Origin of the sequence: Streptomyces sp. NPDC051662 (assembly GCF_040681655.1) — a bacterium.
Classification (GTDB): domain Bacteria; phylum Actinomycetota; class Actinomycetes; order Streptomycetales; family Streptomycetaceae; genus Streptomyces.
In genome coordinates this window covers 41817-66918 of record NZ_JBFAZD010000033.1, presented here as the reverse complement: position 1 = coordinate 66918, position 25102 = coordinate 41817, and the positions used below count along the sequence as shown (strand labels likewise).

Genomic DNA, 25102 nt, shown 5'->3' with positions numbered 1-25102 from the left:
CGACGAGGCGCCGGGCGGCTGCCAGACTGCCAAAGTCACAGACTCCGGGGATGCCGGAGTCACAGAGTCACGGACCGAGAAAGGAGAGGCCCATGTCGCAGCGCAGGAACAAACGTGTAGCCGCCGGCAGCAACAAGGGTGGCGTCGGCAAGACCGGCTGGGTGGAGATGGTCGCTGCCGCGCTCGCCGAGATGAAGCGCAAGGTCCTGGTGGTCGACGTCGACCCGCAGGCGAACCTCTCGCGCAGGATGGGGCGCCCCTACCGCAAGGAACAGCCGATCGTCACGGTCTCCGAGGTCGTGAAGTCCGGCGAGGCCGGTTGCGCCGTCGACGCGATCGTCCCCTGTGGATGGGGCGGCATCTACGCCGAACAGATCGACATCATCCCCAGTCGGTTCGACTTGGACAACCGCATCTCCGAGGCCGCAGTGATCGGCTCACGTCAGCGCCTAGCCCGCGCCCTTGAAGGCGTCGACGACGGCTACGACTTCACTCTGTTCGACTGTCAGCCCTCCCTGGGTCACCTCACCCAGCTCGCCCTGGCGGCATCCGACTACGCCGTCGCCCTGGTCGAGCCGGAGTACGACGGTGTCGATGGTGCGGTCCGCTTCCGCGACTTCATCAACGACGAGATCAACCGCATGGAGATGGGAAACCTGGATCTCCAGTTCGCGGCCGCCATTCCCTCACTGGTCGACGGCCGCCTTGCCGGGCACTCCCACCACCTTGGAACGCTCCCGGGCATCTTCGGCGAGGGGATGGTCTGGGAGCCGATCCCGCTCCGGTCCGTGGTGAAGGACGCCGCCGACGAGGCTCAGCCGCTCTCTGCCCAGGGCGGCCGTGCAACCGAGATGCGTGAGGTCTACAAGGCTTCCGCAGAGCGCATGATCAAGGAGTTCGTGTGACACCGCCAAGGCCCCGGTCCGTGGTCTCCCCCGATTCCGGCATAGGGACAGGACGCAAGCCGCTGACGCCCACTGTCGAGCCCATCCTCGGAGAGGGTGAGCAGGGTGCCGGGTCCGGGACCGCCGGGGCGTCGGAGCCGCACCGCTCCGGCGACCCGAAGTGGGCGACGCTGGAGCGCAAGGAGGCCCGACTGCGGTCCGACCAGCTCACGGACCTCGCCGACCTTCGGCGACACTTGGGCGCCCACCGTCGGGACCGCTCGGAGATCATCACCGACAACACCTTGATCCGAGTCGCCGTCGACCTGCTGTTGCAGGGGCACGCCCACCGACTCCACGGCGACACGGAAGAGGCCCTGTTGGCCTCTGTGTTGCCACGGCGCCGGGTCGTCGCCGCGGCGGAGGCGGAGGAGCCCGGCCCGGCGAAGGCCGGAGAGGCCGGTTCGGGGAAGGCGCGACGGGCCAGTGCGGGGAAGGTCGAGCGCAGGCAGGCTCCGTAAGTCCGGCACTCCCGGAGTCTGTAATTCGGCCAACGGGCGCGGTTCTCGCCAACCGCGCCCGTTCGTTGTCTCGGCACAACGGAATCCCGCTAGGCTGCCGTCGTTCGTTGTTCTGGCACAACGGGAGGAATGCGCGTGGACAACGTCGACATGATGGCCGAGCAGATCGCCGATCTAGTCCGGCGGGCGACCGCCGAGGAGACGACCCCGGCCGAGCGTGTGCAGCTGCTCGCCCAGGCGGTCGGTCTCGCGGTCGACCCGCTGCACCAGCTCGAACTGATGATGCTCGTCGCCGACACGGCGGGACGGGCCGCGCACGACGCCGCCGGCCGCGCCGTGCGCGGCGAGGGCCGCCCGGGGGGCAAGGCGGCGACCTGGGCGGAGATCGGCGGTGCGGCCGACCTGTCGAAGGACACCGCCTTCCGGCAGTTCCACGGCGGCGACGCGCTGTCGTGGTCCCCGGCGGCCCGCGGTGTCCGGCAGGCCGTACGGCGGCCCGCTTCCGGGGAGGCCCGCTGATGCCCGTCGACCGGAGCCTCACGGGCCCTGAACTGCTGCGCGCGGCCGCCGCCGAGGCGTGCTCGTGGGGGGAGGAGATCTCCGAGGCCCGCGGCCGCCAGGTGCGATGGGTGGCGGGCGAGTACGGCCGGGCCCTCGCCCGCGCCGACCACCCGCTCGACAACGAGGCCGAAGCCCGCGCCCTGTTCCGTCGGGCCGCCGTCGACGCCTACCTGGACCTCGCCGCCCGCGGCGAGCTGCGGGCCCGCGCGGCGGACAAGAAGAGGGCGAGCACCGACAACTCGCGGCAGACCCGGATCGAGGTCCTGGCGCTGCTCGCGAAGGCGGCCGGGGTGTACGCCGACCTGCCCCCGCAGCCCGACCCCGCACGCAAGCAGCCCGTGCCCAAGAGGGCCCGCTCCCTGCTGCGGACCTCCCTGGAGGAGATCGCCGACCGGGGCGACGCCCTGCCCGGGCAGATCCGGATGCTCGCCATCGGCGCGACGGCCGTCGACACCGGCGCCCGCTCCGGCGAGCTGTGCGCGTGCCGGATCGAGGACCTCGCCCCGTCGCTCGAAGAGATTCGGATCGTGCGCAGGCCGCAGGGATGGGGCAAGGAGGAGGCGTACGTCGAGCTGATCGCCCTGTCCGGGCTGTCCCGGACCGCGCTGCGCCGGTGGCTCGTCGAGCGGCACACGCTCATGGAGCGGGTCGGGGGCACCGCCGTGGCGCTGTGGGTGGGGCTGCGCGCCAACCACCGCGGCGACTTCACGGTCCCGCCCGGCACTCCCCTGGAACCACGTGGCCTGTTCCGGGCCTGGACCCGGGCCGTCGACCAGACCAACCAGCAGATGGCCGGCGAGCCCTCGTGGGTGCCGCTACCCACCCGCATGGAACAGCTCCGCCGCGGCGTCAGCCCGAAGGTGTCCCCCGCTCCCCGGCAGCCGGACGCCGAACAGGCCGTCGCCCTCCTGGACGACGTCGCCGAGTGCGGCCGCACCCTCGCCCAGGTGCGGCGCTCCGGTGAACCGGACACCACCGCAGAACTCGAAGCGCGCCTCGCCTGCCGCAAGGCGGGACGGGCGGCGTGGGCCGAGGGGATCGAGCACATGATGCAGCTGTCCGCACTCACCGAGGCGGGCCTGACCGACACTGCGGACCTGACCGCCGCCGGATGGGAGCCCGCCCTGCTCAAGGCGATCGAGCGTGCGGCGGGATGGGGCCGTCCCTCCAAGGCCAAAGCCGTCTGACCAGCTCCCGCGCCAGGTGAGTCCCGGAGTCTGTGACTCCGGGACTCACGCATTTCGGCGCCGGGAAGAGGCCGGGCGCATCCGACTCGTTAGGCCGTTCGTTGCACTTCATGCAGGCCGGGCGATCTCGCCGGGCGCGAGGCGAGAGGAAACCGAACATGACCACCATCGACCCGGCCGCCGAGCTGAAAGCGCGCATCGCGGAGATCGAGGAACGGTTCGCCGTCGAATCGGCGGACGCCACGGTGACCGTACGGCGCGACGACGGGCTGTACCGGCTGTCTCCGCCGGGTAGTTCCGGCCCCACCAAAACGGTGAGAAGTGGCTCCGCCGGGTGTTCGACCGCCGGGCCTGTGGGTGGTCCACGCACAAGCGCAGCCAGCGAGAAGAGGCCGTCAGGGGCCCGGGTGATCGGTCGTCCGCCCGTTCGAGGGGTGGGGCCAGAATTTCCCGTTCCCCCGGGGCCGACAAACCCCGTTCAAGACAACCGGCACCTGGAGATCCAGATGCCGAAGTCAACCGCCTACTGGTGCGAGGTGATGACCTGGCCCGGCGCCCTCGCGATCACCGGGCACACCGGCACTTACGTCTTCCGCCGCGACGACGACATGCTCGACTTCTTCCGCACCTGCATGGGCACCGGGACCACATGGATGGTGGACACCCGCTACTGGGCGGAGAAGGTCCAGCCCCACGGGGAGCGGGACGTCCAGGCGTACGCCGAGGGTCGGGTGCGGGCCTACATCAAGCAGGCCGCCGAGGAGGCAGAGGCCGGTCACCCCGGGCTCGCCGACGAGGTCGAGGAGGAGCTGTTCTCCCGCTACAGCAGCGCTGACCTGGAAACCGAGGCGGGCGCGAAGGCCGCGCTGGCCGCGTTCGAGTTCGAGGGCTTCCGCTTCGACACCACCGGGTGGGAGTTCACCGAATACGACTACTGGTTCATCTACACCTGCCAGGTCATCGCCTGGACCGTGGCCCAGTACGACGCGCGCGTCCCGGTCCCTGCCTGACCGTGCCCCGGTCCGCGAGGCGGACGTGGAGAAGCCCCCGGCGGCGCTCGGTGCAGGAGCAACCGCCGGGGGCTTCGTACGTCGCCCGGGCCCACGGGGGGAGGCGCCGGGAGACGGCTCAGGGGGCTGCGGCCGCCGACCCGTCGGCGGGCACAGCGGCTTCGAGCCGGTCCAGCCGCTCATACAGCGAGCGGATCAGCCGGGCCCGGTTCTGCACCCGGTGCAGACTCGTGCACGGCTGCGACAGGCGGCCGTCGGCCTCTTGCAGGATCAGTTCGGCGAACAGCCGGCGGCCGTCGTCGTCGGGGAGCCGGTCCGCGCAGACGCGCACCTCGTCGGCGACCACCCGCGCCGCCCCGGCGAGCAGCGCGCCGACCCGAACGACGTCGTCGGCCGGTACGTCCAGCGGTGAGGACCACGCCAGCGCCGTGCGCACGGCCTGCTCGTGCACGGTCCGGTCGGGCGGAAGTTCCGCAGCGAGGCGGCCCTCCGGGTCGTGCAGGACGTCGAACGTGCTCATGAGAGGTCCGCCTTCGGCTGGTCGGCGCGGGCGAGGATGCGCAGGTGGTGGGTGAGCCGGTCGGGCCGTACCAGTACCGGGGAGCTGTCCCGGGGCGGGCTGACCCAGTGCGCCGTCGGGGTGCCGTGCGCGGTGTCCGGCACCAGGAGCTGGTAGCCGTCGGAAAGCACGCGCACTCCGGGCAGGCCCGCGGCCGTGCCGCCGGTGCCCGGCGGCACCATCACGTACAGCTGGTCGCGGACATAGTCGGCGAGCACCGGGTAGCCGCGGCGCGGGCTGATCCGCAGGGCGACCAGGGCGTCCAGGCCCCGGGCTATCGGGGTGATGGCCACCGCGTCCCAGGTCCGGCCGCACGCCGCCCATCGGGTGTGGTCGTCACCGCGCACCCACTGCGCACGGAGCCGGTCGGACGGCTGTGCGAGCCGGTGCCACGTCGGGATGGAGGTCTTGGCGGACTGGGCCATATCTGGACCGTACGGGCGGTATACACAGAGTGGCCCACACGAAGTGTGTGGGTCGTCAACTCCGCTTCGGAGCACTCATGGACCGCATCCAGTTCGGCCGCCGCGTGGCTCATTGGCGGGATCGCCGCCGCCTCTCCCAGCAGGAGTTCGCCTTCCTGATGAAGCGCTCCCTGCGCTGGGTCGAGGAACTGGAGGGCGGGCGCCGCCAGGCCGACCCGCACCTGTCGGTGGTCACCGAGGTCGCCGCCCGACTGAACGTCACGATGGACCGGCTGCTGTACGACCCGATCGTCCTGTGCCCGGCCGACACCGAGATCGACGCGGTGCGCGCCGCCCTGCAGCGCCACGACGTCATCACCGGCCGCACCGACGGCTCCGGCGCCGAACCGGTGCCCGTCGCCGTCCTGCGCAGCGCCCTGGTCCACGCCAGAACCGGCTTCCAGGCCGGGCACTTCGCCCGGCTCGGTACGCAGATCCCGGCACTCCTGGTGGACGCGACCCGGGCCGCCGAGCGCCACCAGGGCGAGGATCAGCAGGAGGCGTTTCGCCTGCTGTCCCTGTCGCTGGAGCTGACCGAGGCGGCCGCCATCAAGTGGGGCTCCACCGAACTCGCGGTGGTGGCCGGGCACCGCGCGGTCGCGGCCGCCGAACGCTCCGAGGACCCGGTCATCATGGCCAGCGCGGCCCGCCACCTCGCGGACGCGATGACCAGCCACGGCCAGGCCAAGGCCGCCGTCGCGTTCGCCACGGCGGCCGCCGAACGCCTGCGCCCCGACCTGCTCCAGCGCGGTGCGCTCGGGTTGTCGGTGCTCGGGATGCTGTTCCTCAAGGCCGCGCTCGCCCAGGCCGCCGTCGCCGAGGCCGACGACCGCAGCCCCGACGCGGCCGCCCGCGCGGTGCCCGTGTTCCTGGACGAGGCCGACGAGTACGCCGTTCAGCTCGGTGCCGACGGCAACGAGCTGTGGACGTCGTTCGGCGCGACGAACTGTGCGCTGTACCGGGTCGCCGCCCACGTCCAGCTGTCCGCCGGCGCGGACGCCGTGGCGGTCGCCGCGAACATCCCGGCCGCCGGGCTGGACGCTCTGCCCCGCGAGCGGCGCGCGCACCTGCTGGCCGACCGGGCCCGGGGCGAGACACAGGCCGGGATGCGCGAGACGGCCGTAGACACGCTGCTGGAGGCGGAGGCGCTCGCCCCGGAGGAGGTCGTGTGCCGCCCGCGCACCAAGGCGCTCGTCGAGGACCTGCGACTACTGGGTGCGGGTAGCGCCGAGCGGCGCTTGCGCGGTCTCGCCGAGCGCTGTGGACTTCCCCGATGACCATGAAACGCACCCTGTACGTCATCGCCTGCGCCGCGCCCCCCACCCGGCGCCTGTCTGTACCGATCAAAGCTGCCCAGCAGGCCGGATGGGACGTGTGCCTGATCCTGACGCCGTCCGCCCACCGGTGGCTTACCGAGGACGCCGAGGGTGAGATCGAGGCCCTGGAGCGGCTCACCGGCCACCCCGTGCGCCATCGGTACAAGCTGCCCAGCCAGCCGGACGTGCTGCCGTCGCCGGACGCGATGCTCGTCGCCCCGCTCACCAACAACACCCTGGCGAAGTGGGCGACGGCCGTCTCCGACACCCTTGCCCTGGGGCTGATCACCGAGGGCATCGCGCTCGTGCCGATCGTCGCCTTGCCGCACTTCAACGACGCGCAGGCCGCGCACCCGGCCGTCGCGCGGCACGTCGAGTTCCTGCGTGAGGCGGGCGTCACCGTGCTGCTTGGTGAGGACGGGTTCACCCCGCACAAGCCCAAGCACGGCGACCTGGACGCCTATCCGTGGCGGGCCGCGATCGACGCCCTTCCTGCCTGACCAGCAAGAGACCCGCAGTAAAGCCGGAGTCCGGCAGTCCCGGAGTAACAGACTCGGAGACTGCCGGACTCTGGCTTTCGGGAAGATCAGTCCAGTGCCGCCGTCGGCCGAGCGGCCGCCTGCTGCGGAGTCCAGGGCAGCGGCAGGCCGTCGCCGGCGGCGCGAGGGACCAGGTGGACGTGAAGGTGGTGCACGGTCTGCGTGGCGGCCGCGCCGACGCTGGTGATGAGGTTGAGGTCGCTGTTGAGTTCGGCCCCCAGTTCGGCCGCCCGCGTCGCCGTCTGGCCGGTGGTGGGCGGGTCGGTGACGGCGTTGTCGACGTGGCGGCGCGGGAGGACGAGGACGTGGCCCTCGGTGACGCCGTCGAGCGGCAGGATCGCCACGGCGTTGTCCCACTCCCGTACGAAGGTCGCGGGGGCGGTGCCCGCGATGATCTGGCAGAACACGCACCGCTCCGCGATGGTCGGTGTGGGTGTGGCGGCCATGCGGTGGACCTCCGGGCAGCGAGCGGGCCCCGCCGTGGAGCGGGGCCCGCTGGGTGTGCTGTGCTGACGGGAGTGTCCGGGGCTGTCTACAGCAGTCCCGGACACGCTCACTTCGGGGTGTCGATGCCGAGGTGGTGGTGCTCGACCTCGGTCGGGATGCCGCGGGCGGTGAGGATTTCGGAGACCGCGTCGCCCACGACCACGGCCCGCGTGCGGCCGGTGTCGTCACCGATGAGGACCCGCAGCGTGAAGTTCTTCCGGGCGTTGAAGTCCAGCAGGGCCTTGGCCTGGCCCACGATCTGCTCGATGCGGGTGAAGGCCATCGAGGAGGCCATGACGTGCTGGACCACGTCCGAGTCCTTCCCGTCGCGGCCGGCGAGTTCCGCCGTGGCGGCCGGGTCGTCCAGGTCGACGCCGCGCAGGTCCACGAGCAGGCAGCCGATCACGGTCTCCGGGACGCCGTGCTCGAACCCGAAGGTCTCGATGTGGACCCAGGGGAACTCGCTGTCGCTGTAGTTCATGGTCGTCCTTCCGTTGCGCAGGGGTGGCGGGGTGGTGGTCGGTCAGCGGTCGATGACGGGCTTGTCGAGATCGCGGTGGACGAGGGTGACGTCCAGGCCGCGGTCGACGTACGCCTTGGCGAGGTTGTCGACCCCGAGTTCGGCGGCGGCGTCGAGGTCGCCGGAGAACACGGCGTGCAGGGCCAGAGCGACCGTCGCGGCACGATGCCTGCCGCCCGCACACCCCGGGGCGACCCGGACCGGGACGGTCTGCGTCGGTCCGGCGAGGAAGCCGTCGATCGCGCAGACGAGTCCGGCGAGCAGCTGCTTGATGCCGGGGGTGTTCATCACCGTCTTGCGGACGACGGCGTCGTGCGCGGTGAGCTGGCGCATGTCGAGCTTGATGTGCGGATCGCGGAAGTGTCGACGGAGGTCGATCACCAAGTGCGCGTCGGGCGCGGCCTGGTGGCCGAAGCCGAAGGACTCGATCTCAAGGGCGGTCATGGTTCTACCTTCCGTGCCGCCCAAGGGCGGCGGTAGGGAATCGCGGGTGTTGCCCGTTGCCTCTTTGGAGCGGGGTCCGGGGCGCGGTGGGTGCGGGCGCCCCGGACCCCGTCAGTCGAGGTCGAAGTCGTCGGCGGGGTGCGGGCTGACGTGTCCGCAGTAGTGGCAGACCGCCCCGTCCCTGCGATCGAAGGTGGTGCCGCAGCAGTGGGGGCACTCGCCCCGTTCGAGCACCGGCCCCGTGCCGCGCACGCAGCCGGGGCACGCGTGGGACGTGGCCGTGAGCCGCTGCCAGCCGAGTGCGCGGGCGGCCCGTTCGAGAACGTCGGCCCCGGCGTCGACGTCGGGGAGGTAGAGCGCAAGGCAGTCCTTGCGGTCGCAGGTGATGGTGGTGCGGATCATCGGGCCCCTTCGGTTGAGTACGGCCGGGCTGTCCGGCCCTGCGCACCGCTCTGTCCGGGCCCGCTGTCCCGGGCAGAGCGGCACACGGGGCCGTCAGACGGCGGCGATGATCAGCGCGGCGAGAAAGAGGAAGAAGGCGTGAAATGCCTGGTCAAGGGCATAAGCGCCGGTTCCGAGGTGCCCGGCGGGCTTGCCTTCGGCAGTGACGGGGTGGAACGGGTGGGCGCCGGTGCCGAGGTTGTAGAACTCGGTCTTGCCGGTGACGTCGGCGAGCCAGGCGAGGCTGGATCGGCGGTCCGCCCACCAGTGCGAGGCGGCGTCCAGACCGAGCCCGACCGTGACTCCGACGACGGTCAGCGGCAGGTGCAGAACGACGCCGGCGAGGGCCAGGAGCAGGACTTTGGTGAGGGTCAGGCCGATCACGTGGCGGGTGCAGGCGAGGCGCCCGACGCGGCTGGACTGGCCCGGGTTGCGGTCGTGCTGGCCCTTCTTGGCGCTCTGCACCGACGTCTGGACCCAGTGGTCCCCGACGGTGTGGGCGACCCACAGGGCGACGAAGACGGCGGCGAAGGTGGCGATGGTGGCGATGGTGTCGGCGTTCGAGGCGTGCGAGAACATGGAAGTTCCCCTTCTCGTATGTGCGGGAGGTGGGAGAGAGGGGCGGGGCGGCCGGTCGCCTGGCAGTGAGTCGGCCGCCTCGCTCCGTCAGCCGAGCGGGACGATGTCCTCGCCGGGGGTGAGCAGTTCGCCCTCGCCGTCCCAGTCGATGACCCACTGGCCCAGGGCGGTCTTCACGGCGGTGCCCTGCCGGGCGGCGTCGAGGCGGTAGTGGACGCGGTCCCCGGCCTTGAGCTTGGCCACGGCCCTCTCGACCATCCGGTCCTGGTCCTCGCGGGAGCGCAGCCGGTTCTCGACCAGCTGCATGACCTCCGCGGGCGGGCCGGAGTGGATGCCGGTCTCGTCCACGTAGTCGCCGTGCTCCGCGTACTGCCGGGCGATCTTCTGGTAGCGGGACTTGGCGGTGGAGCGGGAGGCGTCCAGCGCGGCGCCCAGGGTGCCCCAGGAGGCCTTGTACTGGTCGCGCAGCAGCAGGAGCAGCAGCTCCAGGCGCCGGTCGGTCAGTTCGGCCAGCCAGTTCAGCCCCAGGGCCAGGCGGTAGGCGTCGTCCGCGTCGACCGGGTTGCCGCCCTCGCCGGGCTTCGGGAACGTGCGCAGGAAGCTCTCCAGGTGCCCCTTGGTGACCCAGCCGTAGAGGAAGCCCATCGGGTCGTCCTCCTGGTTCCAGCGGACGGTCAGTTCAGTCTGGCCGTCCTCGGTCCTGCTGAGCTTGTGCTCCACGAGTGATCCCCTTCCAGTGCTGTACGTATCTCGTACACCAATGAATGTACGGATCTCGTACACCCTCCACAAGGGGGACCGGTCATGATTCTTTGCGACGGCACAGCATCACGGCTTTGACCTGCATATCTATGCGCGAAATTACAGAGTCCGGGAGTGTCGGACTGACGGAGTTCGGCACTCCGGTAGTCGTGCGCCGAGGGGCCGGGCGGGTCCGCCGGCGAGAGGCCGCCGGGACCGGCGGGGGAGGACGGCCCTCCGTGCACCTGTGGGACCCCTCGTCACGCCCGCCACAGAAGACCCCCGAGAACGCCCCTGGTGGGGGCCAGGGGCGCCGCTCCCGCCACGGAGGCCCGGGAGTGCCGATCAAGCCCCTGGAGCCGCACAGGACCGCTCAGAGACGCGCCGCGCTCCCCTTCCAGTTGCCGCCCGTAGGGCGTCCGCTGTCCCATCGGTGGAGCCGGGGGCGCCTGTGGCGCCCCCGGCGGAGCCGATTGGGCTGCGTTGAGTCGCCCCGGAGGGGCGTCCTATTTATGGGTTGACCTGCACGTACGTACTCAGGCCAGCCACCCACGGCGCGGGCCCGTCATCACCTCAGCCACGACGATGCCGTCACCCTGGACCCGGCCTTCACTCCAACGGGTGACGGGCCCGCGCCCCCCTCCTCTAACCCCTAACAGGCCCAGGCGCCCTAGAGCGGCGGTCGCCCGTCGCTCCGCTTGTCATGCCCCTGCGGCTTATTTGGAGTTGCGGTCTTGACCTGCGCTTTCAGCGTGAGGGGGTCGCCTCCAGCAACGGCGGTGAGGGTGCCATGAGCCCCTGTACCGGGGGAGAGGGGCTGAGAACGGTGGGCGCCCCGGCCTGTTAGGGGGACGAGAGGGGCGGTGGCCCGTCGAGGCCTGCCCGGTGACGGGCGGGATTGTGGCCACCGGCCGCCGGATGGATCTCTTCGGGGGGAGGAGCGAACTGGTTCGGCGCCGTGGCGCCGTCGGCCGCGGCGGAGCCGCCTCACGCACGTTCGCGCGCTACTACCTGTACCTAGCCCTCCGGGCGTCCCCAGCGGCGCACGCGCCGCAAGGCGCTTTTGTGTTCTCTCTCGTCTTCTGTAACCCCAGTCTTCTATAGGGACTCCCGCCTTCCCCGGGTCCCGGGAAAACCCGTTGTCGGGTCCCACCTGCGTAAACGAATCATTTACGCAGGTCAGACCCGACAACCGAAAAACCGGTTGTCGGGTCTGACCTGGGAAAACGCTTCGATTAGGGGTTCCGGGGCGGATTCAGGGGGTCGGGACGTGCCAGAGGTAGACGCCGCCGCGGGCCGCGGTGAAGGTGCCCTCCGAGGGGGCGGTCACCGGGTCGGTGGCGCCGGCGGACGGGGCGTGCTGGACGCCGTCCGGCAGGCCGTCGACGACCTCGGAGCCGACGAGCGACTCGTACGTGCCCGCGTCGCGCAGCGCCTCCAGCTCGTCGCGCGCCATCGAGGGCTTGCGGCCCTGGCGCCGGGTGCCGCCGCCGACGAGCCGCCCGTCCGGGGCGACCAGGTGCCAGGCCGCGGCCGCCGCGTCCAGGGGCGCCACGCACAGCGGCGAGGAGATGTCGAGGTGGCCGGCGCCGTCGCGGAAGACGACGGCCATGCGCTTGAGCGTGGCCTCGTAGCCCTCGCCCATCACGCTCTCCAGGAGGCTCAGGGCCCACCCTTCGACGCGGGTGACCAGGCCCGGTCCGCCGTCGTAGACGAAGACGGTGTCACCAAGGGCGTAGAGCGGGGCCGTGTCGGCCGGGGTGGTGCTGGAGGTCTCGGAGGTCATCGGCGCGTCCTTCCGGTCGTTGAGGGCTTCGGTGCGGGCCCGCAGGCCCGGTGTCGACCGTAGATTCCCGCCCCGGTGTGACACTGCTAATTCAATCAAGTTATTTACGAGGGGGCAAGAGGGCGTCGGGCGGTCCGGCATGATCAATCGTGCGCAATGCGCACACCCTCAGCCGGAAGGAGACCGCGGTGGCCGTCACCGTCACCCACCCCAGCGAGCGCCGGGCCGAGATCGGCTGGACCCTGGTCGACGACCGGCACGGTCACCTCGCCCGCACCGTCGATTCCGGCGAACTCGCGTACGCGCTGCAGGCCCTGGGTGACGAGTACGGCGCCGGGTACGACCCGCACGAACCCGTCGAGCAGGCTCTCGCGGCCGCCACCCACACCACCCACCTCGCGCGGCTCCTGGAGGCCCGCGCCGCGGTGCTGGTCGTCCACCTGCGCGACGACCACAAGCTGTCCTGGCGCACGATCGCCAAGGCCGTCCACGGCGACCCGGAGAAGCAGTCCACCGTCCGCCGCCAGTACGACGCGGGCCACCGGCACATCGACGGCGGCTGAGCGCGGCCGCCGCCTCGCGCGCACGCGCATCCTGTGGTTTCTGTTCCTACATCAGGTAGGACCCCAGCCACGATGGTGATCAACCACTACTTCCAGGGGGCTTGGTCCAATGGAAGGCCCCCAGGGCCTGGAGTGGTGCGCGAAGCGCAGGACCATGACCAAGGGATGGTCCAGCGCATCCAAGGCGCTGGCGCGGGGCGGCCGGGGGCGGCGTTAGCCCCCGGCAGTCGATGAGAGTGCGCAGCACACGATCTCTGTGTGGCTCATAGCTCTGTGTGACTCAGCTTCTCTATGTAGATCAACTCTGTGTACTTTGCCCGTCATTTCTGACGGGGTCCCCCCGTCATTCCTGCTGGGGTGACCCCCTGTCAGATCTGCCGGGGACCCCCCTGTCAGATCTGACAGGGGGGTCCCCGGCCGGGTCCGGAGACGCCGACAGGCCCCCGTCAAAGATGACAGGGGCCTGCGTGCTGGGCTGGAGTCCGGCGGTCAGTCAGACGCCGCCGGCGGGTAGAACTTCGTGACGTAGAGGTTCGTGGTCTGCGCCCCGTTGCCGGTGTACGCCTCGCCGTCGCGCAGGGTCACGATGGTGCCGTCGTTGTTCCGGAAGCGCGGGTGGACCTCCAGCGCCCCGACCTTCCGCAGCTCTCGCATCGTCCGCTCGATCGTCGAGCGGGAGACGCCGAACTCCTTCGCCAGCGTGTCGACGCCCGGGAAGGTCTCGTCGAGGCCGCCGTACCGGGCGCGCAGCCAGTCGTACAGCCATACGTGCTTGAAAGCCGCCTTGATCACCCACTGGGGGGTCATCGAATAGCCCTGGGGCTGCTCGTGGATCAGGCCGTCTTTCGCCTGTTCAGGGGTCATGCGGGTACGCCTCTCCCGCCTCGGGACCCCGCGCGGGGTGCCCCGAAATCAGGAGCAGCCCGTACAGTGGGACCGAAGCATCACAGCGAGCGGCCCCCTGGCGACCAAACCTTTGGGGCCGTTTCGCATTTCTTGATCCAGCTTGTTACCGGGTGGATCGTACAGGTTTCATCACTCCGGGTGACGCCCCGCCCCGGTGAACCGTGCGCAACGCGCACACCCCCGGCCGGTGGGACCGCTACCGTCTCCGACATGTCCGGCGAACCCGAGCACCCCGTGCTCTACCTGACCAAGACGTGGCTGTTCACCTGGGAACAGCACCGGCCCGGCGGTTGCCGCTGCGTGTGCGCCCTGTACCACCACGGCCCGGGCACCTGCACCGCGGCCGCCGAGCCCGGACACCTGTTGCGCGTAGTCACGCCCGGCGTCGAGCAGCACAGTTCCCCGGCCGACATCACCGACCCCCTTCCGGTGTGCGCCCCCTGCTACACCGCTCTCGCGCCGCTCAGCACGCCGCCCGCCGCAGCCGCCGAGTAGGTCAGATACCCCGCCCGGGCCTGCCAGGATGAGGCTCGTGAGCAACACCCGCCGCCCCTTGGGCACCGGACCCCAGCCCAGCCCCCTCGCGCCGGACACCGCCGTTCCGCGCCCGGGCACCGCCGCCGACCGGGCCGCCGACCAGCCGCTGCCCGCCGTCGACGTCGACCGCCAGCTGGCACCGCGCGGCATACGGCGCCTGCTCGGACCAGGCCCGGACCGGCCCGGCCGACCCGGGAGTGCCGGACTCCGGTAGTCCGGCAGTCTCGTACTGCCGGAGTCCGGCACCGAGGAACGCGCCGCGGCCGCCGGCGAACCCGGGGTGTCCCCGACCCTCCGGCCGTCGTTGATCCGGGCGTGAGCCTCTACGACCTGCCCCGCCCCGCCGCCGTCCCGCCGGCCGACCCCGCGACCACCGAGCCGATTCCCGGGCAGAAGGCCGCGCTGGAGACGGCGGCCGTGGCCGGGCGCCGGGCGGCCGACTGGCTGCGCTCCCTGCCCGGCCCGCCCGGGAACCCGATCACGGGCGATCTGGCCGACGCCGTCCAGGAGGCGACCGCCGGTCTGGACCCGGCCGACTGCGACGACGTCGGCCGGTACGGAGAAGGGGGAGTCCCCCAGGCACTCCGGGAACGGCTGGACGTCGCGTACGGCCTGCCCACCGCCGAGTGGTTCTCCCCCGCGCACCGGGCGGTGATCGTGGCGGTGACCGGCTGCGTGCTCGCCATGCCGAAGGCCCTCGCCAACGACCCCATCAGCGCCGTCGAGGAGGACCTGCCCGCGCTGTGCGCGATGCTCGACAGCACCGTCGACGTCCTCGCGGCCGCCGCGTCGGACGTGTAGCCGGGCCGCCGTCGCCCGGGGCGGTCCTGCTCGAGGAACGACGCTACGCGCCGTGCCTCGTGCATCCCCTCACCGCCGCACGGTGCGCGCAATGCGCACGGCCAGGAGTACAGACTCCGGCAGTCCCGTACTTACAGAGTCCCGGACTCCGGACATGCCGAAGGGCCGTACCCCGGCGTGGGGTACGGCCGTCCGGCCGCCGTCAGGCGGTCTGCGAGTAGGCCAGCAGCTCCGGGTTCTCGCGGGCGATCTGCTCCTGGATAAGGCGCCGCTCCTCCGCGTCCCGCAGCTTCCGCTGCTTCTCCGCCTCGCGCCTCTCTCGCTCCTCAGCCGCGTCCCGCTCGCGTTCGGCGTGCTCGCTGTAAGCGTCCTCCACCAGCTCGATCCACTGCTCGCGGGCCAGCTGCTCCCGGCGAGCGTCCGCCTCCGCCATTCGCTCGCGCGCGGCCGCGACTGCGGTCGCCGCCTCCTGCTCCTCCTTGCGGCACGGACCGCACAGGCCGTCCTCGGGAGCTTCGAGCCCCGACTTGCCCAGCGTGTGACAGCTGCGGCACTTCCACCGCCGCGGCGCCGGGGCACCGTCGCCCTGGCCCTCGTCGGACTCGCCGCGCTGCGTGGGCACGGGGCCCCTCCTCCGGTCTTCCTTGCGCTGCTCGCACGCCCGGCACGGCGCCCCGGTGTCCAGGACCACGCCGTCCTCGCACATCGGGTCCGGGCAGTCCATCGACGGGCGCACCAACGCCACCGCGACACCGATCGCCGACCCGATGCCCTTGCCGCCCGGCATCACGGCTTCCTCGTAGCCGTGCTTCCACCACCGGCGCTTCACCCGCTCGACCACGACCTCCGGCGGCCGCGCACTCAGCGCCTCCAGGATCGCGTCCCGCAGCACCGGCGGCCGGTACGACGGAAGTTGCAGTTCCTCGGGGAACGCCGCCTCCACCAGCTTCACCGCGGCCGCTTCCTGCTGCGTCAGCCGTCTGCCCGGCTCCTGCTTCTTCGGCTTCTTCGGCGCGGGCGCCTTCCGGGGCGGCTTGGCCGGGGCCGCGGCCGCCGCCGCGCCGGCGGCTCCGCTCCCCTGGTCCTCGCCGCCGTCGCGGCGCCCGCGGCCCCGGCCGCTCTCCCCTGCCGACTGCCCCGGCACGTCGAAGTCGACCTTCCGGCGCTCCGGCTTCGACTTCCGTTTGGCCTCCACCTTGGCGGCGTGCTTGGCCGCCCGCTCCCTCGCGGTCTTCGTCGGCGGCTCCAGCTTCGCGATCCGTACGTTGTCCTCGCCCGCGATGCTGGCCAGCAGCTCCTGGACCTCGTCGTCCGTGGCGGGTGTGTCGTACACCACGACCTCGGTCGCCCACTGGTTGTCCCGCGCCCACTGGATCTTGACCTTGATGATGTACCGCGCGACCTGGAGCAGGCCCCAGGCACCGGCCAGGCCGTCCCGGCCGTAGCCGTACTTCTCCGCGATCTCCGGCAACGTGATCTCGTAACCGTCCCTGTGACGCAGGACCACGGTCAGGAGGCCCAGGGCCTCCAGATCAAGGCTGTTGGCGTTGTCGACGGTCTCATTGGGGACGGCGGCGAACCGTGGCGGTCGTCCTGAACGCTTCCTCAACGCGCACCCCCTCTCGGGGTGGCGGAGTCCGTCCCGGACACAGCGATCGTGCCGGGCGGTCGAACAGTGGTGCGCATGGTGCTGGTGTCTCCCCTGTATATCGGGGAGCCGTACGACGGTGGATCATCACCAGATAGGAGTGACGCGGCGCACGTGTGGCTGTTTGGTGCGGCCAGGTCTGGCTATTCTGATATCGGTACCCGGGCCCTCGTGGTCAGGTTGCCCGGCGTTACCGCCGACGTACGACTCGGTTGCTCTCTAGGCGTGCGAGTCGACTCAAGGACGGCCGTTCCTGGTGGCACAGGGCGGCCGTCGCGGCGTTTACGGGGGCTGTTCGTGGGTCATGTCCCCATCTTCCTATCTGGTTCTTTTGCTCCAACGGGGGACACACCCGTCGGGTCACCGAAGCTGTGTGGGGTGCGCCGGGCCGGGCGTTGAGCGAGCCAGCCGGACACCTCGTTTGGGTCCTGCGTCGTACGGACGTGGCGAAACCCGTGGTCGAGGTAGTACCGGTGCAGCCGGGAGTTCGTCGTCCACGCATCCAACCTCAGCCACCGATCTCCCTGTCGAGCTGCTAGATCACCAGCCCAGTCAAGGATTCGTCCACCGAGATCCCGCCCGGCGTACTGCCGGTCGACGACCAACTTGTGCACGTACAGAGCGCGTTCGGCCCGTTCTTCCGGCCTCCACAGGGCCCACAGCTCAGGGTCGATGGTCCGATCGAGGGTAACGGTCGCGACCGCGTCGAGGGCTTGGTCCTCCTTGAACAGGAAGACCTCCCCGGCCTGGATGCTCGCCGCGATGTTCGAGGCAGGGAAGGGCCGGGACCACTGGTCAGTTCCCAGCCGCTCCAGCCAGCCGGCCGCATCCGTACGGAACCTGAGCAGACGGGGCAGGTCGGTGAGTTCGGCTCGAACGATGATCACGTATCGGTTCTCTCGGGTTGCTGGGGGTACTTCTCGCGCTCGTAGACGATCACGTGCCGGTCCCCTCGGAGGAGGCAGACCGTCACCTGGATGGGCTTCCCCTCCGGATCGTGGCCTGTGGAGATCAGCTCAGCTACGGGGGTGCCGGGGCTTAGGGCGAGCCGCTTCGTCTCAGCGGGCTTCGGCATCCGGACGTAGATCTCGTCCAGAGCCTTCACCAGCTCGTGCCCGACCTCGGCAAGGACCGCGTTGGTCCCTCGCTCAACGCTGCCTTCGCTCATCCACTCCGACCCTTCGACGAGTCGCAGCGCTACGAACGAGTCGTCGGTGCCGTACGGCTCTCCGTCGACGAGGGATGTCCGGCGCCGTACTGCGACCAACTCGTCATCAGCCAGTTGCAGCCGTGCCCGAACGGCTTCGTCTGGTCGCTCGGTCGTGACCGTGATCGTCTGGCTGCCGTCTCGATCTTCACCGCTGAGCAGGTTGGTGAAGACGTCCACGTTGGGCGGCAGCCGCTTGAACTCCGACTGTGGCCGGTAGACCAGCGGTTCCCATCTCCTCACGAAGACGCCAGCGCCCTGCCTACCTTCAACGAGACCGTCCGCCTTGAGTAGCGCGACGACGCGGGCGATGGCTTGCTCGCTGATCGCGTAGTGGGTTGCAAGTATCCGGGTGCTGGGCAGCTTCGTGCCCGGCGGAAACTCGCTCGCGTCGATCCGAGAACGAAGATCAGCGGCGATCTCGTTGACACGCGGAGTGGTGTCGTTGCGGCGAGGTCGATTCTGCATGGCCTGACCATAACCCAACTTCTCATGAGAAGTTAAGCGCCTCGCGATCATTCCTCCGAGCGGGTGCAGATGGGGCCGCCTGGCCCGCCCCTCTCGGTGTCGGGTGCGCACTGAACTCTGTGTCCCCTCCAGCCCCGGCAACTTCTCATGAGAGGTGGTTGACGGACGGCGGGGGCCCGCCTAACGTCGTCAACATCACTTCTCATGAGAAGTGAAGGCGAGATTCCCCAAGCCTTTTCCAGGGGCACCGCCATGTCAAAAACGGGCCCTCCGGCCGCCTGCAAGCCAAGCCGGAGAGCCCGCGAAAGGGCCGAACGAGTAGAGAGGCACGACCCTATGAGGACCATCGTCGCAGGCCGGATCGTCGGCAGCGAGAGCGAGTACATCGAGGCCGCGATGGGTTTCGGTACCGACTTCGCCGCCCTCCGCGCCGCGTCCCCCGAGCTGCGTTCCGACTTCGTGGAGTTCCTGGTGGACACCAGCGACCCGGACAGCCCCATCGACCGCGAGAACATCAAGCACCTGCGCCGTGTGCTGGGCGTCCGCCCGCCGGCGAACGTGGTGCCGCTGCCGCGTCGCGGCACCGCCGCCCTGAGCACCGTGAAGGGTGGTCGGGCCGCATGAACTTCACGACCTCCAACCCCCGCCTGACCGTCCTGTTCTCCCTGCTGCCCGTGATGCTGGGCCGGGTGCGGCTGTTCGCCGCGCTGGCCGGCGGCGCCTGGCTGTTCGGGATCGAGCTGGACGTCATGGCCCGCATCGGCCTCGTGCTGATCGCGCTCGTGGTCATCGTCCTGGACGCCGTCCTCACCCCGCCGGGCGCTCTCGCCTCCCCCGCCTTCCGCACGGTTGCGGGCGGCTACCGCGACGAGAGGGAGGCGGCGTGATGACGACCGCGACCACCCCGGCGAACGACCGCCAGGTCGAGGCCGCCCCGCAGTCCGCGGACATGGCGGACTGGACCGGCGCTGACTTCGACTCGTGGGAGGTCCTGACCTCCCTGAACGTCTCCGACCCGATCACCCGCGTCACCCGGGCCCGCCAGGGTCACGGCCAGGAAAGGACCAGCTGATGGAGACGTCGACCTACGAGGGCCGCCGTCAGATGGACAAGGTCACGGCGCGCGCGGCGGCCACCCAGGCCGAGGCGGACGGGCGGCGGACCAACGCCCTGGCGGACATCGAGATCTCCGAGGCCCGCGACAAGGCCACCGAGCGCAACCACCTGCGCAAGCAGGCGGCGAAGACGAAGAAGCTGGAGGAGAAGGCCAAGCGCCGGGAGAAGCGGGCGGCCGCCCGCAAGGCCCGCAACGCGCGGCTGGGGGCTGCGGTCGGCCAGCCGATGCCGTGGGTGATGACCGTGGTGGTCACCAGCATCGCCTTCGCGTTCCCCGGCCAGTTCTCGGCTGTGGTCGACCTCGGAGTGTTCTGGGTACTGGCGCTGCTGGTCCCGGTGTTCATTGAGGGCGCGACCTGGGCGATGGCGTGGCTGCGCAAGTGGGCGGTCGAGAACGACAAGCCCGCGAAGCTGTACTCCGTGATGACGTGGCTGTTCGCGTCCGTCGCAGCCGCGCTCAACGCCTGGCACCACGCGGACAAGCCCGAACTCGCGGTCGTCTTCGCCGCGTCGTCGCTGTTCGGCGTCGGGGTGTTCGAGATCTACCTCCACTCCCAGATGCACCGCGTCGGCGGCCGCAGTGCGGAGGAGATCCGGATCGCGCTGCTGCGCAGGATCAAGCACCCGCGCGTCGGCCCTGTCCTCCCGAAGCTTCGGCGAAGTGACAAGTAGCTCTCTGTAGCGGATCTGGGGTGTGCTTGTCAGGGCTTTTGATCTTCTGGGCTCATCGGGGGCCGTGCTCGGCGAGGTTGGTCCGGTCATGACGACCGGAGGGAGCGCGGGGTGCGGCAGGAGTGGGAGCCGGAGGACCTGATCGAGGTCTGGACGCTGCTGGAGGAGGACCAGGAGCGGCTGCGCAACAAGTCGGGGGCGAACCGGTTGGGGTTCGCGTTGTTGCTGAAGTTCTTCGAGGTGGAGGCCCGGTTCCCGGAGGACGCCGGGGAGATCCCGGTGCCGGCGGTGTCGTACGTCGCCCAGCAGGTGAAGGTGCCCGCGGAGGAGTGGGCCGCGTACGACTGGTCGGGGCGGGCGATCAAGCGGCACCGGATGGAGATCCGGGGCGCGTTCGGCTTCCGTGAGTGCTCCGAAGGGGACCAGACCCAGCTCGCCGAGTGGCTGGCGGTCGAGCTGTGCGGGGTGGAGCTGAACCGGGATCGGCTCGCGGAGGCGGTGGTGGCCCGCTGCCGCAAGGACCGGCTGGAGCCGCCGGCCCCGGGACAGATCGCCCGGCTGGTGGGCAGGGCGGTCAGCACCTTTGAGGAGCGGTTCTGCGCGGCCACCGTGGGCTGGCTGTCGGCGGCGACCCGGTCCCGGCTGGACGACCTGATCGCCGAGGACGCCGGAGCGGACGAGGAGAGCGCGGGCGGCGGGGGCACTTTCTTCACCGAGCTGAAGGCGGACCCGGGCGCATTGGGGCTGGACAGCCTGCTGGCGGAGGTGAACAAGCTCCAGCGGGTGCGCGGGATTCAGTTGCCGCCGGAGCTGTTCGGGGACATCTCGGGGAAGCTGGTGGCGGCCTGGCGGGCGCGGGCGGCGAAGGAGTATCCCTCGGACCTTCGGGCGGCGGCGGGGCCCGTGCGGTACACACTGCTGTCGACGCTGTGTCATGTGCGGGAGACGGAGATCACCGACTCGCTGGTGGAGCTGTTCATCCAGCTCGTGCAGAAGATCAACACGCGAGCGGAGAAGAAGGTCGAGGGCGAGTTCAACAAGGAGCTCAAGCGGGTCCGCGGCAAGGAGGGCATCCTGCTGCGGCTGGCGGAGGCGGCGGTCGCGGAGCCGGGCGGCACGGTCCGCAAGGTGATCTATCCGGTGGCCGGGGAGTCCACGCTGAAGGCGCTGGCGGCGGAGGCCGCGGCGAACGAGGCCCGCTACCGGGCCCGGGTGCGTACGGTGCTGCGCTCGTCGTACTCGAACCACTGGCGGCGGATGCTCTCGCCGCTGCTGAACGCGCTGGAGCTGAAGTGCAACAACACCGCCTACCGGCCGGTGATGGACGCCATCGACCTGCTCAAGCGGTACCTGGACCAGCCCATCGCGAAGGAGGGGGCGTTCTTCGACGAGGCGGAGAAGATCCCGCTGGCCGGGGTGGTGCGCGAGGAGTGGCGCAAGGCGGTCGTGGATGAGCGCGGCCGGGTCGAGCGCATCCCGTACGAGCTGTGCGTGCTCGTGGCGCTGCGGGACGCGCTGCGGCGGCGGGAGATCTGGGTGCCGGGCGCGAACCGGTGGCAGAACCCGGAGGACGATCTGCCGCCGGACTTCGAGGACAACCGCGATGTGCACTACGACGCGATCCGCCAGCCGCAGGACCCGGAGAAGTTCATCGAGGCCCTGGAGAAGAGGCTGCGCGAGGCCCTGACCCGCTTCGACACGGCTCTGGAGCTGGGCACTACAGGCGGGGTGGACATCGTCAAGAAGCACGGCGAGCCGTGGATCAAGGTCTCGCCGCTGGGCAAGCAGGAGGAGCCGGAGAACCTCGTCGCGCTGAAGGCGGAGATCGAACGCCGCTGGGGCACCATCGACCTGATCGACATCCTCAAGGAGGCCGAGTTCGCCACCGGCTTCACCGGCGAGTTCACCTCGGTTGCCACCAGGGAGGCGGTCCCGAAGGCGGTGCTGCGGCGCCGGCTGCTGCTGGTGCTGTTCGCGCTGGGTACGAACATGGGCATCAAGCGGGTCGCGGTCACCGGCAAGCACGGCGAGAGCGAGGCCGTCCTGCGCCGGGTACGGCACCTGTTCGTCAACCGGACGAACCTGCGCGCGGCGCTGGTGCGGCTGGTCAACGCCACCTTCGCCGCTCGCGATGCCGCGTGGTGGGGCGAGGGCACCGCCTGCGCGAGCGACTCCAAGAAGTTCGGCTCCTGGAGCTCGAACTTCATGACCGAGTGGCACCAGCGGTACCGCGGCCCCGGCGTGATGATCTACTGGCACGTCGAGAAGAAGTCGCTGTGCGTCTACAGCCAGCTCAAATCCTGCTCGGCCTCCGAGGTCGCCGCGATGATCGAGGGCGTCCTGCGGCACTGCACGGACGTGGAGATCGACCGGCAGTACACCGACACTCACGGCGCCTCCATCGTCGGGTTCGCCTTCGCCCACATGCTCGGCTTCAACCTGCTCCCCAGGCTGAAGAACGTCGGCTCGGCGCGGCTGTACCGGCCGGCGGCCGGCGAGGACGAGAAGTGGCCGAACCTGGCGCCGGTGCTGTCGACCAAGACGATCGACTGGGACCTGATCCGCCAGCAGTACGACCAGATCGTGAAGTACACCACCGCCCTGCGCTTGGGTACCGCCGAGGCTGAGCAGGTCCTACGGCGCTTCACCCGCGGCGGGCCCAAGCACCCCACCTACCGCGCGATTGAGGAACTCGGGCGGGCGGTGCGTACGGCGTTCATCTGCGACTACCTCGCCGACGCCGACCTGCGGCGCGAGATCAACGACGGCCTCCAGGTCGTGGAGAACTGGAACTCCGCCAACCACGACCTGTTCTACGGCAAGGACGGCGACCTGACCGGCTCTGACAAGGAGTCCCAGGAGGTCTCGATGCTGGCGCTGCACCTGCTCCAGTCCGCGCTGGTGCACGTCAACACCCTCCTGCTTCAGGGCATCCTGAGCGAGGAGAAGTGGCAGAAGCGGCTCACCGACGCCGACCGGCGGGCCCTGTCCCCGCTGTTCTGGACCCACGTGAACCCCTACGGCCGGTTCGAGCTGGACATGAACTCACACCTCGCCCTTGCCGCCGCGGCGTCCATGGTGCCCGGCCCCCGTACGGCGTCCGACTCGCAGACCCCTCAACCGGCACCGCGTGGCACGACCAGGCCGGAAGCCTGAGCGCGGGGCGGAGCCGTCACACTCCCGCCTGGCACCCGGCGAGTACGGACCAAGACCAAGAGCCTGCTGCAACGGCCCGGTGTACATCTTTGGCAGCCAGGCCCTGCGGGCTCACAGATCGTGCCGGCGGACGGCGACCACAGCGACGACTGCTGCGGCGAGAGGCCAAGCCGCGTACACGATCCACGACCCGCTGATGGTCGCCGGGTAGGGGGCCGATCCGAAGGGGTCGCCCATCTGCACCAGTCGTTCCCACGCACTGCGGGGCAGCGCGTGAAGGATGGCGGACGACCAGCGGTGGCGGTCGTTGAGGAGGAACGGCAGCAGCAGAAGAATGCCGGTGAACGTCACGAGGGTGGTTGCGGTGTGCCGGATGAGGGCGCCGAGGCCCATCCCGACGAGCGCACATACCGGAGCGAGCAGAGCGGACGCCGCGACGGCGCGGAGCGCGCCTGGGTAGCCGAGGGACAGGCCGATGCCCCGACCGGACAGGATGGCCTGTGTCACGCCGAACGATGTTCCGGCGACGACGGTGCCGTAGACGAGCATGACTGCCGTCACGACGGTCATCTTGGCCGCTACGACCGATCGGCGGGCCGGTACTGCCGCGAAAGTCGTGCGGATCTGTCCGGTGCTGTACTCGCCGACGACCGTGAGGGCGCCGATGCTGCCGGTGGCGAGTATCAGGACCATGCAGGCGCCGATGGTGAAGGCGTCCCGCATGGCCCAGATCGGAACGAAGAGGGCCCGGATCCCTTCGTTGTAGGTCGGCCAGTTGTTGTAGTCCGCGACGGCCGCGCTGATGTTGATGGCGATGATGACCAGCGCGCTGACCCCGAACGCCCAGGAAATAGACCGCAGCGACCAGAGTTTGATCCACTCGGCGGCAAGGAGGTCCCGGAAGCGGGCGCCGGGCTCGGCGGCGCGTACGGCGGTCGAGACGGCCGTCTGCTGTGTGGTGGTCGAGGTCATCGGGATTCTCCTGCGAGGTATTCGACGCTGTCGGCGGTGAGTTCCATGAATGCCTCCTCCAGTGAGGAGGTGCGGGTGGCCAGCTCAAGGAGCACGATGCGGTGGTGGGAGGCGAGTTCCCCGATGCGGGCCGCGCTCAGGCCGGTCACGGTGAGCCACTCCTCTGCGCCTGAGCCGTCCGGCTGCGCCGAAGCGCCCTCGGCTTCGAGCACAGCTGCCAGCTCGGTGGGGTCGGGCGTCCGCACGGTCACGCTCTGGCGGGTGCCGCGGGCCGCGAACTCCGTCACGCTCTCGTCGGCGATCAGCTCGCCCCGGCCGATGACGATCAGGTGCTCGGCGGTGTTCTGCATCTCGCTCATCAGGTGGCTGGAGACGAACACGGTGCGCCCCTCGGCGGCCAGCCGCCTGAACAGGCCGCGCACCCACCGCACGCCCTCCGGGTCCAGGCCGTTGACCGGCTCGTCGAACAGCAGCACCGGAGGGTCGCCGAGCAGAGCCGTGGCGATGCCGAGCCGCTGCTTCATGCCCAGGGAGAACCCGCCGATGCGGCGCCGGGCCGCAGGAGCCAGTCCTACCTCCTCAAGGACCTCGTCCACCCGGCGCCGCGGGATACCGTTGCTGCGAGCCAGGGCGGACAGATAGGCCACTGCGCTGCGACCGCCATGGACGTCATGGGCGTCGAGCAGGGCACCGACGTGGCGCAGGCCGCGCGGGTGGTCCCGGAACAGGTGACCGTCGATGGTGGCGGTGCCGCTGGTGGGTTCGGTCAGGCCGAGGAGCATCCGCAGCGTGGTGCTCTTGCCGGCACCATTGGGACCGAGGAACCCGGTGACGTGCCCGGGGCGCACGGTGAAAGTCAGGCCGTTGACGGCAGTGGCCTTGCCGTATCGCTTGGTCAGTTCGTTGACTTCGATCACCCGGCCAACGGTGCCGGGGAGAGTGCCCGTCCGGCATCGGCCCGTCGGCTGCACTCGCGGGAGGGCTTGTATCCCGTGGGCGTACGCCCACGGGCCAATGT

Annotated in this window: 30 protein-coding genes and 1 pseudogene; 16 read left to right on the top strand and 15 right to left on the bottom strand. The window is 70.5% G+C overall.

What is annotated here, in order from left to right; translation table 11 throughout:
- Positions 1 to 92: 92 nt before the first annotated feature.
- From AB0M67_RS35960 to AB0M67_RS35940, 5 genes are all read left to right on the top strand, one after another.
- The gene (locus AB0M67_RS35960; RefSeq protein WP_365751806.1) at positions 93 to 905 is read left to right on the top strand and encodes a ParA family protein; all 813 of its coding nucleotides are present in this window, start codon (positions 93 to 95) and stop codon (positions 903 to 905) included.
- Positions 902 to 1405, top strand: coding sequence for a hypothetical protein (locus AB0M67_RS35955; RefSeq protein ID WP_365751805.1), 504 nt, complete (start codon positions 902 to 904; stop codon positions 1403 to 1405). The genes AB0M67_RS35960 and AB0M67_RS35955 overlap by 4 nt, the downstream gene beginning before the upstream one ends.
- 135 nt (positions 1406 to 1540) lie before the next feature.
- Positions 1541 to 1924 (top strand): hypothetical protein, encoded by a 384-nt coding sequence (locus tag AB0M67_RS35950; RefSeq protein WP_365751804.1) that lies wholly within the window; start codon positions 1541 to 1543, stop codon positions 1922 to 1924.
- Complete coding sequence (locus tag AB0M67_RS35945) at positions 1924 to 3153, top strand: hypothetical protein (RefSeq protein WP_365751803.1); 1230 nt, start codon at positions 1924 to 1926, stop codon at positions 3151 to 3153. The genes AB0M67_RS35950 and AB0M67_RS35945 overlap by 1 nt, the downstream gene beginning before the upstream one ends.
- A 506-nt stretch (positions 3154 to 3659) precedes the next feature.
- A complete protein-coding gene (locus AB0M67_RS35940) occupies positions 3660 to 4163 on the top strand; it encodes a hypothetical protein (RefSeq protein WP_365751802.1) in 504 nt (167 codons plus the stop codon).
- 118 nt (positions 4164 to 4281) lie between these two features.
- Here the strand turns inward: AB0M67_RS35940 and AB0M67_RS35935 are convergent, their stop codons facing one another.
- Together AB0M67_RS35935 and AB0M67_RS35930 are read right to left on the bottom strand one after the other, a co-directional pair.
- Positions 4282 to 4683, bottom strand: a complete 402-nt coding sequence (locus AB0M67_RS35935; protein ID WP_365751801.1) for a restriction endonuclease — start codon at positions 4681 to 4683, stop codon at positions 4282 to 4284.
- On the bottom strand, positions 4680 to 5147 hold the full coding sequence (locus AB0M67_RS35930) for a hypothetical protein (protein ID WP_365751800.1): 468 nt from the start codon (positions 5145 to 5147) through the stop codon (positions 4680 to 4682). Before AB0M67_RS35930 ends, AB0M67_RS35935 begins: the two co-directional genes overlap by 4 nt.
- 77 nt (positions 5148 to 5224) lie before the next feature.
- On the opposite strand from AB0M67_RS35930, the gene AB0M67_RS35925 reads away from it, so the two are divergent.
- The gene (locus AB0M67_RS35925) at positions 5225 to 6463 is read left to right on the top strand and encodes a helix-turn-helix transcriptional regulator (protein ID WP_365751798.1); all 1239 of its coding nucleotides are present in this window, start codon (positions 5225 to 5227) and stop codon (positions 6461 to 6463) included.
- The gene (locus AB0M67_RS35920; protein ID WP_365751797.1) at positions 6460 to 7002 is read left to right on the top strand and encodes a flavoprotein; all 543 of its coding nucleotides are present in this window, start codon (positions 6460 to 6462) and stop codon (positions 7000 to 7002) included. The genes AB0M67_RS35925 and AB0M67_RS35920 overlap by 4 nt, the downstream gene beginning before the upstream one ends.
- Positions 7003 to 7088: 86 nt before the next feature.
- On the opposite strand, the gene AB0M67_RS35915 is transcribed toward AB0M67_RS35920, so the two are convergent.
- The 7 genes and pseudogenes from AB0M67_RS35915 to AB0M67_RS35885 form a co-directional block, all read right to left on the bottom strand.
- Positions 7089 to 7487, bottom strand: coding sequence for an HIT domain-containing protein (locus AB0M67_RS35915; protein ID WP_365751796.1), 399 nt, complete (start codon positions 7485 to 7487; stop codon positions 7089 to 7091).
- 107 nt (positions 7488 to 7594) lie between these two features.
- Positions 7595 to 8008, bottom strand: coding sequence for an RNase adapter RapZ (locus tag AB0M67_RS35910; protein ID WP_365751795.1), 414 nt, complete (start codon positions 8006 to 8008; stop codon positions 7595 to 7597).
- A gap of 42 nt (positions 8009 to 8050) precedes the next feature.
- Positions 8051 to 8536: pseudogene (locus AB0M67_RS35905) on the bottom strand (RNase adapter RapZ); the annotation flags it as partial.
- 66 nt (positions 8537 to 8602) lie between these two features.
- Entirely contained in the window at positions 8603 to 8893 is a 291-nt protein-coding gene (locus AB0M67_RS35900; RefSeq protein WP_365751794.1) for a hypothetical protein, read from the bottom strand.
- A gap of 93 nt (positions 8894 to 8986) precedes the next feature.
- Positions 8987 to 9511: a transcriptional regulator gene (locus AB0M67_RS35895; protein ID WP_365751793.1), complete on the bottom strand. Its 525-nt coding sequence runs from the start codon at positions 9509 to 9511 to the stop codon at positions 8987 to 8989.
- Between the two features lie 87 nt (positions 9512 to 9598).
- Positions 9599 to 10231: a hypothetical protein gene (locus tag AB0M67_RS35890; protein ID WP_365751792.1), complete on the bottom strand. Its 633-nt coding sequence runs from the start codon at positions 10229 to 10231 to the stop codon at positions 9599 to 9601.
- A 1276-nt stretch (positions 10232 to 11507) separates the two neighbouring features.
- Positions 11508 to 12038 (bottom strand): hypothetical protein, encoded by a 531-nt coding sequence (locus AB0M67_RS35885; protein ID WP_365751791.1) that lies wholly within the window; start codon positions 12036 to 12038, stop codon positions 11508 to 11510.
- Between the two features lie 149 nt (positions 12039 to 12187).
- Here AB0M67_RS35885 and AB0M67_RS35880 point away from each other — a divergent pair, with 149 nt between their 5' ends.
- Complete coding sequence (locus tag AB0M67_RS35880; RefSeq protein WP_365751790.1) at positions 12188 to 12601, top strand: hypothetical protein; 414 nt, start codon at positions 12188 to 12190, stop codon at positions 12599 to 12601.
- A gap of 489 nt (positions 12602 to 13090) precedes the next feature.
- Here AB0M67_RS35880 and AB0M67_RS35875 read toward each other — a convergent pair whose 3' ends face one another.
- A complete protein-coding gene (locus AB0M67_RS35875; protein ID WP_365751789.1) occupies positions 13091 to 13465 on the bottom strand; it encodes an HTH domain-containing protein in 375 nt (124 codons plus the stop codon).
- Positions 13466 to 13717: 252 nt separating this feature from the next.
- On the opposite strand from AB0M67_RS35875, the gene AB0M67_RS35870 reads away from it, so the two are divergent.
- The 3 genes from AB0M67_RS35870 to AB0M67_RS35860 all read left to right on the top strand — a co-directional run bounded on the left by AB0M67_RS35870 (position 13718) and on the right by AB0M67_RS35860 (position 14845).
- Complete coding sequence (locus AB0M67_RS35870; RefSeq protein WP_365751788.1) at positions 13718 to 14002, top strand: DUF6372 family protein; 285 nt, start codon at positions 13718 to 13720, stop codon at positions 14000 to 14002.
- A 37-nt stretch (positions 14003 to 14039) separates the two neighbouring features.
- Complete coding sequence (locus tag AB0M67_RS35865; protein ID WP_365751787.1) at positions 14040 to 14258, top strand: hypothetical protein; 219 nt, start codon at positions 14040 to 14042, stop codon at positions 14256 to 14258.
- A gap of 101 nt (positions 14259 to 14359) precedes the next feature.
- Complete coding sequence (locus tag AB0M67_RS35860; protein ID WP_365751786.1) at positions 14360 to 14845, top strand: hypothetical protein; 486 nt, start codon at positions 14360 to 14362, stop codon at positions 14843 to 14845.
- Positions 14846 to 15047: 202 nt separating this feature from the next.
- Here AB0M67_RS35860 and AB0M67_RS35855 read toward each other — a convergent pair whose 3' ends face one another.
- The 3 genes from AB0M67_RS35855 to AB0M67_RS35845 form a co-directional block, all read right to left on the bottom strand.
- Complete coding sequence (locus AB0M67_RS35855; RefSeq protein ID WP_365751785.1) at positions 15048 to 16454, bottom strand: hypothetical protein; 1407 nt, start codon at positions 16452 to 16454, stop codon at positions 15048 to 15050.
- A gap of 341 nt (positions 16455 to 16795) precedes the next feature.
- Positions 16796 to 17380 carry a GNAT family N-acetyltransferase gene (locus AB0M67_RS35850; RefSeq protein ID WP_365751784.1) on the bottom strand — a complete coding sequence of 195 codons (585 nt, stop codon included), beginning with the start codon at positions 17378 to 17380 and terminating at the stop codon, positions 16796 to 16798.
- Entirely contained in the window at positions 17377 to 18168 is a 792-nt protein-coding gene (locus tag AB0M67_RS35845; RefSeq protein ID WP_365751783.1) for a GntR family transcriptional regulator, read from the bottom strand. The genes AB0M67_RS35850 and AB0M67_RS35845 overlap by 4 nt, the downstream gene beginning before the upstream one ends.
- Positions 18169 to 18504: 336 nt before the next feature.
- Between AB0M67_RS35845 and AB0M67_RS35840 the strand changes: the two genes are divergently transcribed.
- The 5 genes from AB0M67_RS35840 (at position 18505) to AB0M67_RS35820 (ending at position 23112) form a co-directional block, all read left to right on the top strand.
- Complete coding sequence (locus AB0M67_RS35840) at positions 18505 to 18792, top strand: hypothetical protein (protein WP_365751782.1); 288 nt, start codon at positions 18505 to 18507, stop codon at positions 18790 to 18792.
- Entirely contained in the window at positions 18789 to 19055 is a 267-nt protein-coding gene (locus AB0M67_RS35835; RefSeq protein WP_365751781.1) for a hypothetical protein, read from the top strand. The genes AB0M67_RS35840 and AB0M67_RS35835 overlap by 4 nt, the downstream gene beginning before the upstream one ends.
- Entirely contained in the window at positions 19055 to 19240 is a 186-nt protein-coding gene (locus tag AB0M67_RS35830; RefSeq protein WP_365751780.1) for a hypothetical protein, read from the top strand. Before AB0M67_RS35835 ends, AB0M67_RS35830 begins: the two co-directional genes overlap by 1 nt.
- Positions 19240 to 19956 (top strand): DUF2637 domain-containing protein, encoded by a 717-nt coding sequence (locus AB0M67_RS35825; protein ID WP_365751779.1) that lies wholly within the window; start codon positions 19240 to 19242, stop codon positions 19954 to 19956. The genes AB0M67_RS35830 and AB0M67_RS35825 overlap by 1 nt, the downstream gene beginning before the upstream one ends.
- 111 nt (positions 19957 to 20067) lie before the next feature.
- Positions 20068 to 23112, top strand: a complete 3045-nt coding sequence (locus AB0M67_RS35820; RefSeq protein ID WP_365751778.1) for a Tn3 family transposase — start codon at positions 20068 to 20070, stop codon at positions 23110 to 23112.
- Positions 23113 to 23223: 111 nt separating this feature from the next.
- Here AB0M67_RS35820 and AB0M67_RS35815 read toward each other — a convergent pair whose 3' ends face one another.
- Entirely contained in the window at positions 23224 to 24084 is an 861-nt protein-coding gene (locus AB0M67_RS35815) for an ABC transporter permease (RefSeq protein ID WP_365751777.1), read from the bottom strand.
- Positions 24081 to 25001 carry an ABC transporter ATP-binding protein gene (locus AB0M67_RS35810; protein WP_365751776.1) on the bottom strand — a complete coding sequence of 307 codons (921 nt, stop codon included), beginning with the start codon at positions 24999 to 25001 and terminating at the stop codon, positions 24081 to 24083. Before AB0M67_RS35810 ends, AB0M67_RS35815 begins: the two co-directional genes overlap by 4 nt.
- Between the last annotated feature and the right edge of the window lie 101 nt (positions 25002 to 25102).

What these genes read in the sequence shown, in the direction of transcription:
- AB0M67_RS35830 (WP_365751780.1), top strand. Translation starts at nt 19,055, where the DNA reads ATGACGACCGCGACCACCCCGGCGAACGACCGCCAGGTCGAGGCCGCC.
- AB0M67_RS35910 (WP_365751795.1), bottom strand. Translation starts at nt 8,008, where the DNA reads ATGAACTACAGCGACAGCGAGTTCCCCTGGGTCCACATCGAGACCTTC.
- AB0M67_RS35930 (WP_365751800.1), bottom strand. Translation starts at nt 5,147, where the DNA reads ATGGCCCAGTCCGCCAAGACCTCCATCCCGACGTGGCACCGGCTCGCA.
- AB0M67_RS35875 (WP_365751789.1), bottom strand. Translation starts at nt 13,465, where the DNA reads ATGACCCCTGAACAGGCGAAAGACGGCCTGATCCACGAGCAGCCCCAG.
- AB0M67_RS35940 (WP_365751802.1), top strand. Translation starts at nt 3,660, where the DNA reads ATGCCGAAGTCAACCGCCTACTGGTGCGAGGTGATGACCTGGCCCGGC.
- AB0M67_RS35915 (WP_365751796.1), bottom strand. Translation starts at nt 7,487, where the DNA reads ATGGCCGCCACACCCACACCGACCATCGCGGAGCGGTGCGTGTTCTGC.
- AB0M67_RS35960 (WP_365751806.1), top strand. Translation starts at nt 93, where the DNA reads ATGTCGCAGCGCAGGAACAAACGTGTAGCCGCCGGCAGCAACAAGGGT.
- AB0M67_RS35870 (WP_365751788.1), top strand. Translation starts at nt 13,718, where the DNA reads ATGTCCGGCGAACCCGAGCACCCCGTGCTCTACCTGACCAAGACGTGG.
- AB0M67_RS35835 (WP_365751781.1), top strand. Translation starts at nt 18,789, where the DNA reads ATGAACTTCACGACCTCCAACCCCCGCCTGACCGTCCTGTTCTCCCTG.
- AB0M67_RS35815 (WP_365751777.1), bottom strand. Translation starts at nt 24,084, where the DNA reads ATGACCTCGACCACCACACAGCAGACGGCCGTCTCGACCGCCGTACGC.
- AB0M67_RS35895 (WP_365751793.1), bottom strand. Translation starts at nt 9,511, where the DNA reads ATGTTCTCGCACGCCTCGAACGCCGACACCATCGCCACCATCGCCACC.
- AB0M67_RS35945 (WP_365751803.1), top strand. Translation starts at nt 1,924, where the DNA reads ATGCCCGTCGACCGGAGCCTCACGGGCCCTGAACTGCTGCGCGCGGCC.
- AB0M67_RS35935 (WP_365751801.1), bottom strand. Translation starts at nt 4,683, where the DNA reads ATGAGCACGTTCGACGTCCTGCACGACCCGGAGGGCCGCCTCGCTGCG.
- AB0M67_RS35925 (WP_365751798.1), top strand. Translation starts at nt 5,225, where the DNA reads ATGGACCGCATCCAGTTCGGCCGCCGCGTGGCTCATTGGCGGGATCGC.
- AB0M67_RS35845 (WP_365751783.1), bottom strand. Translation starts at nt 18,168, where the DNA reads ATGCAGAATCGACCTCGCCGCAACGACACCACTCCGCGTGTCAACGAG.
- AB0M67_RS35825 (WP_365751779.1), top strand. Translation starts at nt 19,240, where the DNA reads ATGGAGACGTCGACCTACGAGGGCCGCCGTCAGATGGACAAGGTCACG.
- AB0M67_RS35920 (WP_365751797.1), top strand. Translation starts at nt 6,460, where the DNA reads ATGACCATGAAACGCACCCTGTACGTCATCGCCTGCGCCGCGCCCCCC.
- AB0M67_RS35900 (WP_365751794.1), bottom strand. Translation starts at nt 8,893, where the DNA reads ATGATCCGCACCACCATCACCTGCGACCGCAAGGACTGCCTTGCGCTC.
- AB0M67_RS35885 (WP_365751791.1), bottom strand. Translation starts at nt 12,038, where the DNA reads ATGACCTCCGAGACCTCCAGCACCACCCCGGCCGACACGGCCCCGCTC.
- AB0M67_RS35840 (WP_365751782.1), top strand. Translation starts at nt 18,505, where the DNA reads ATGAGGACCATCGTCGCAGGCCGGATCGTCGGCAGCGAGAGCGAGTAC.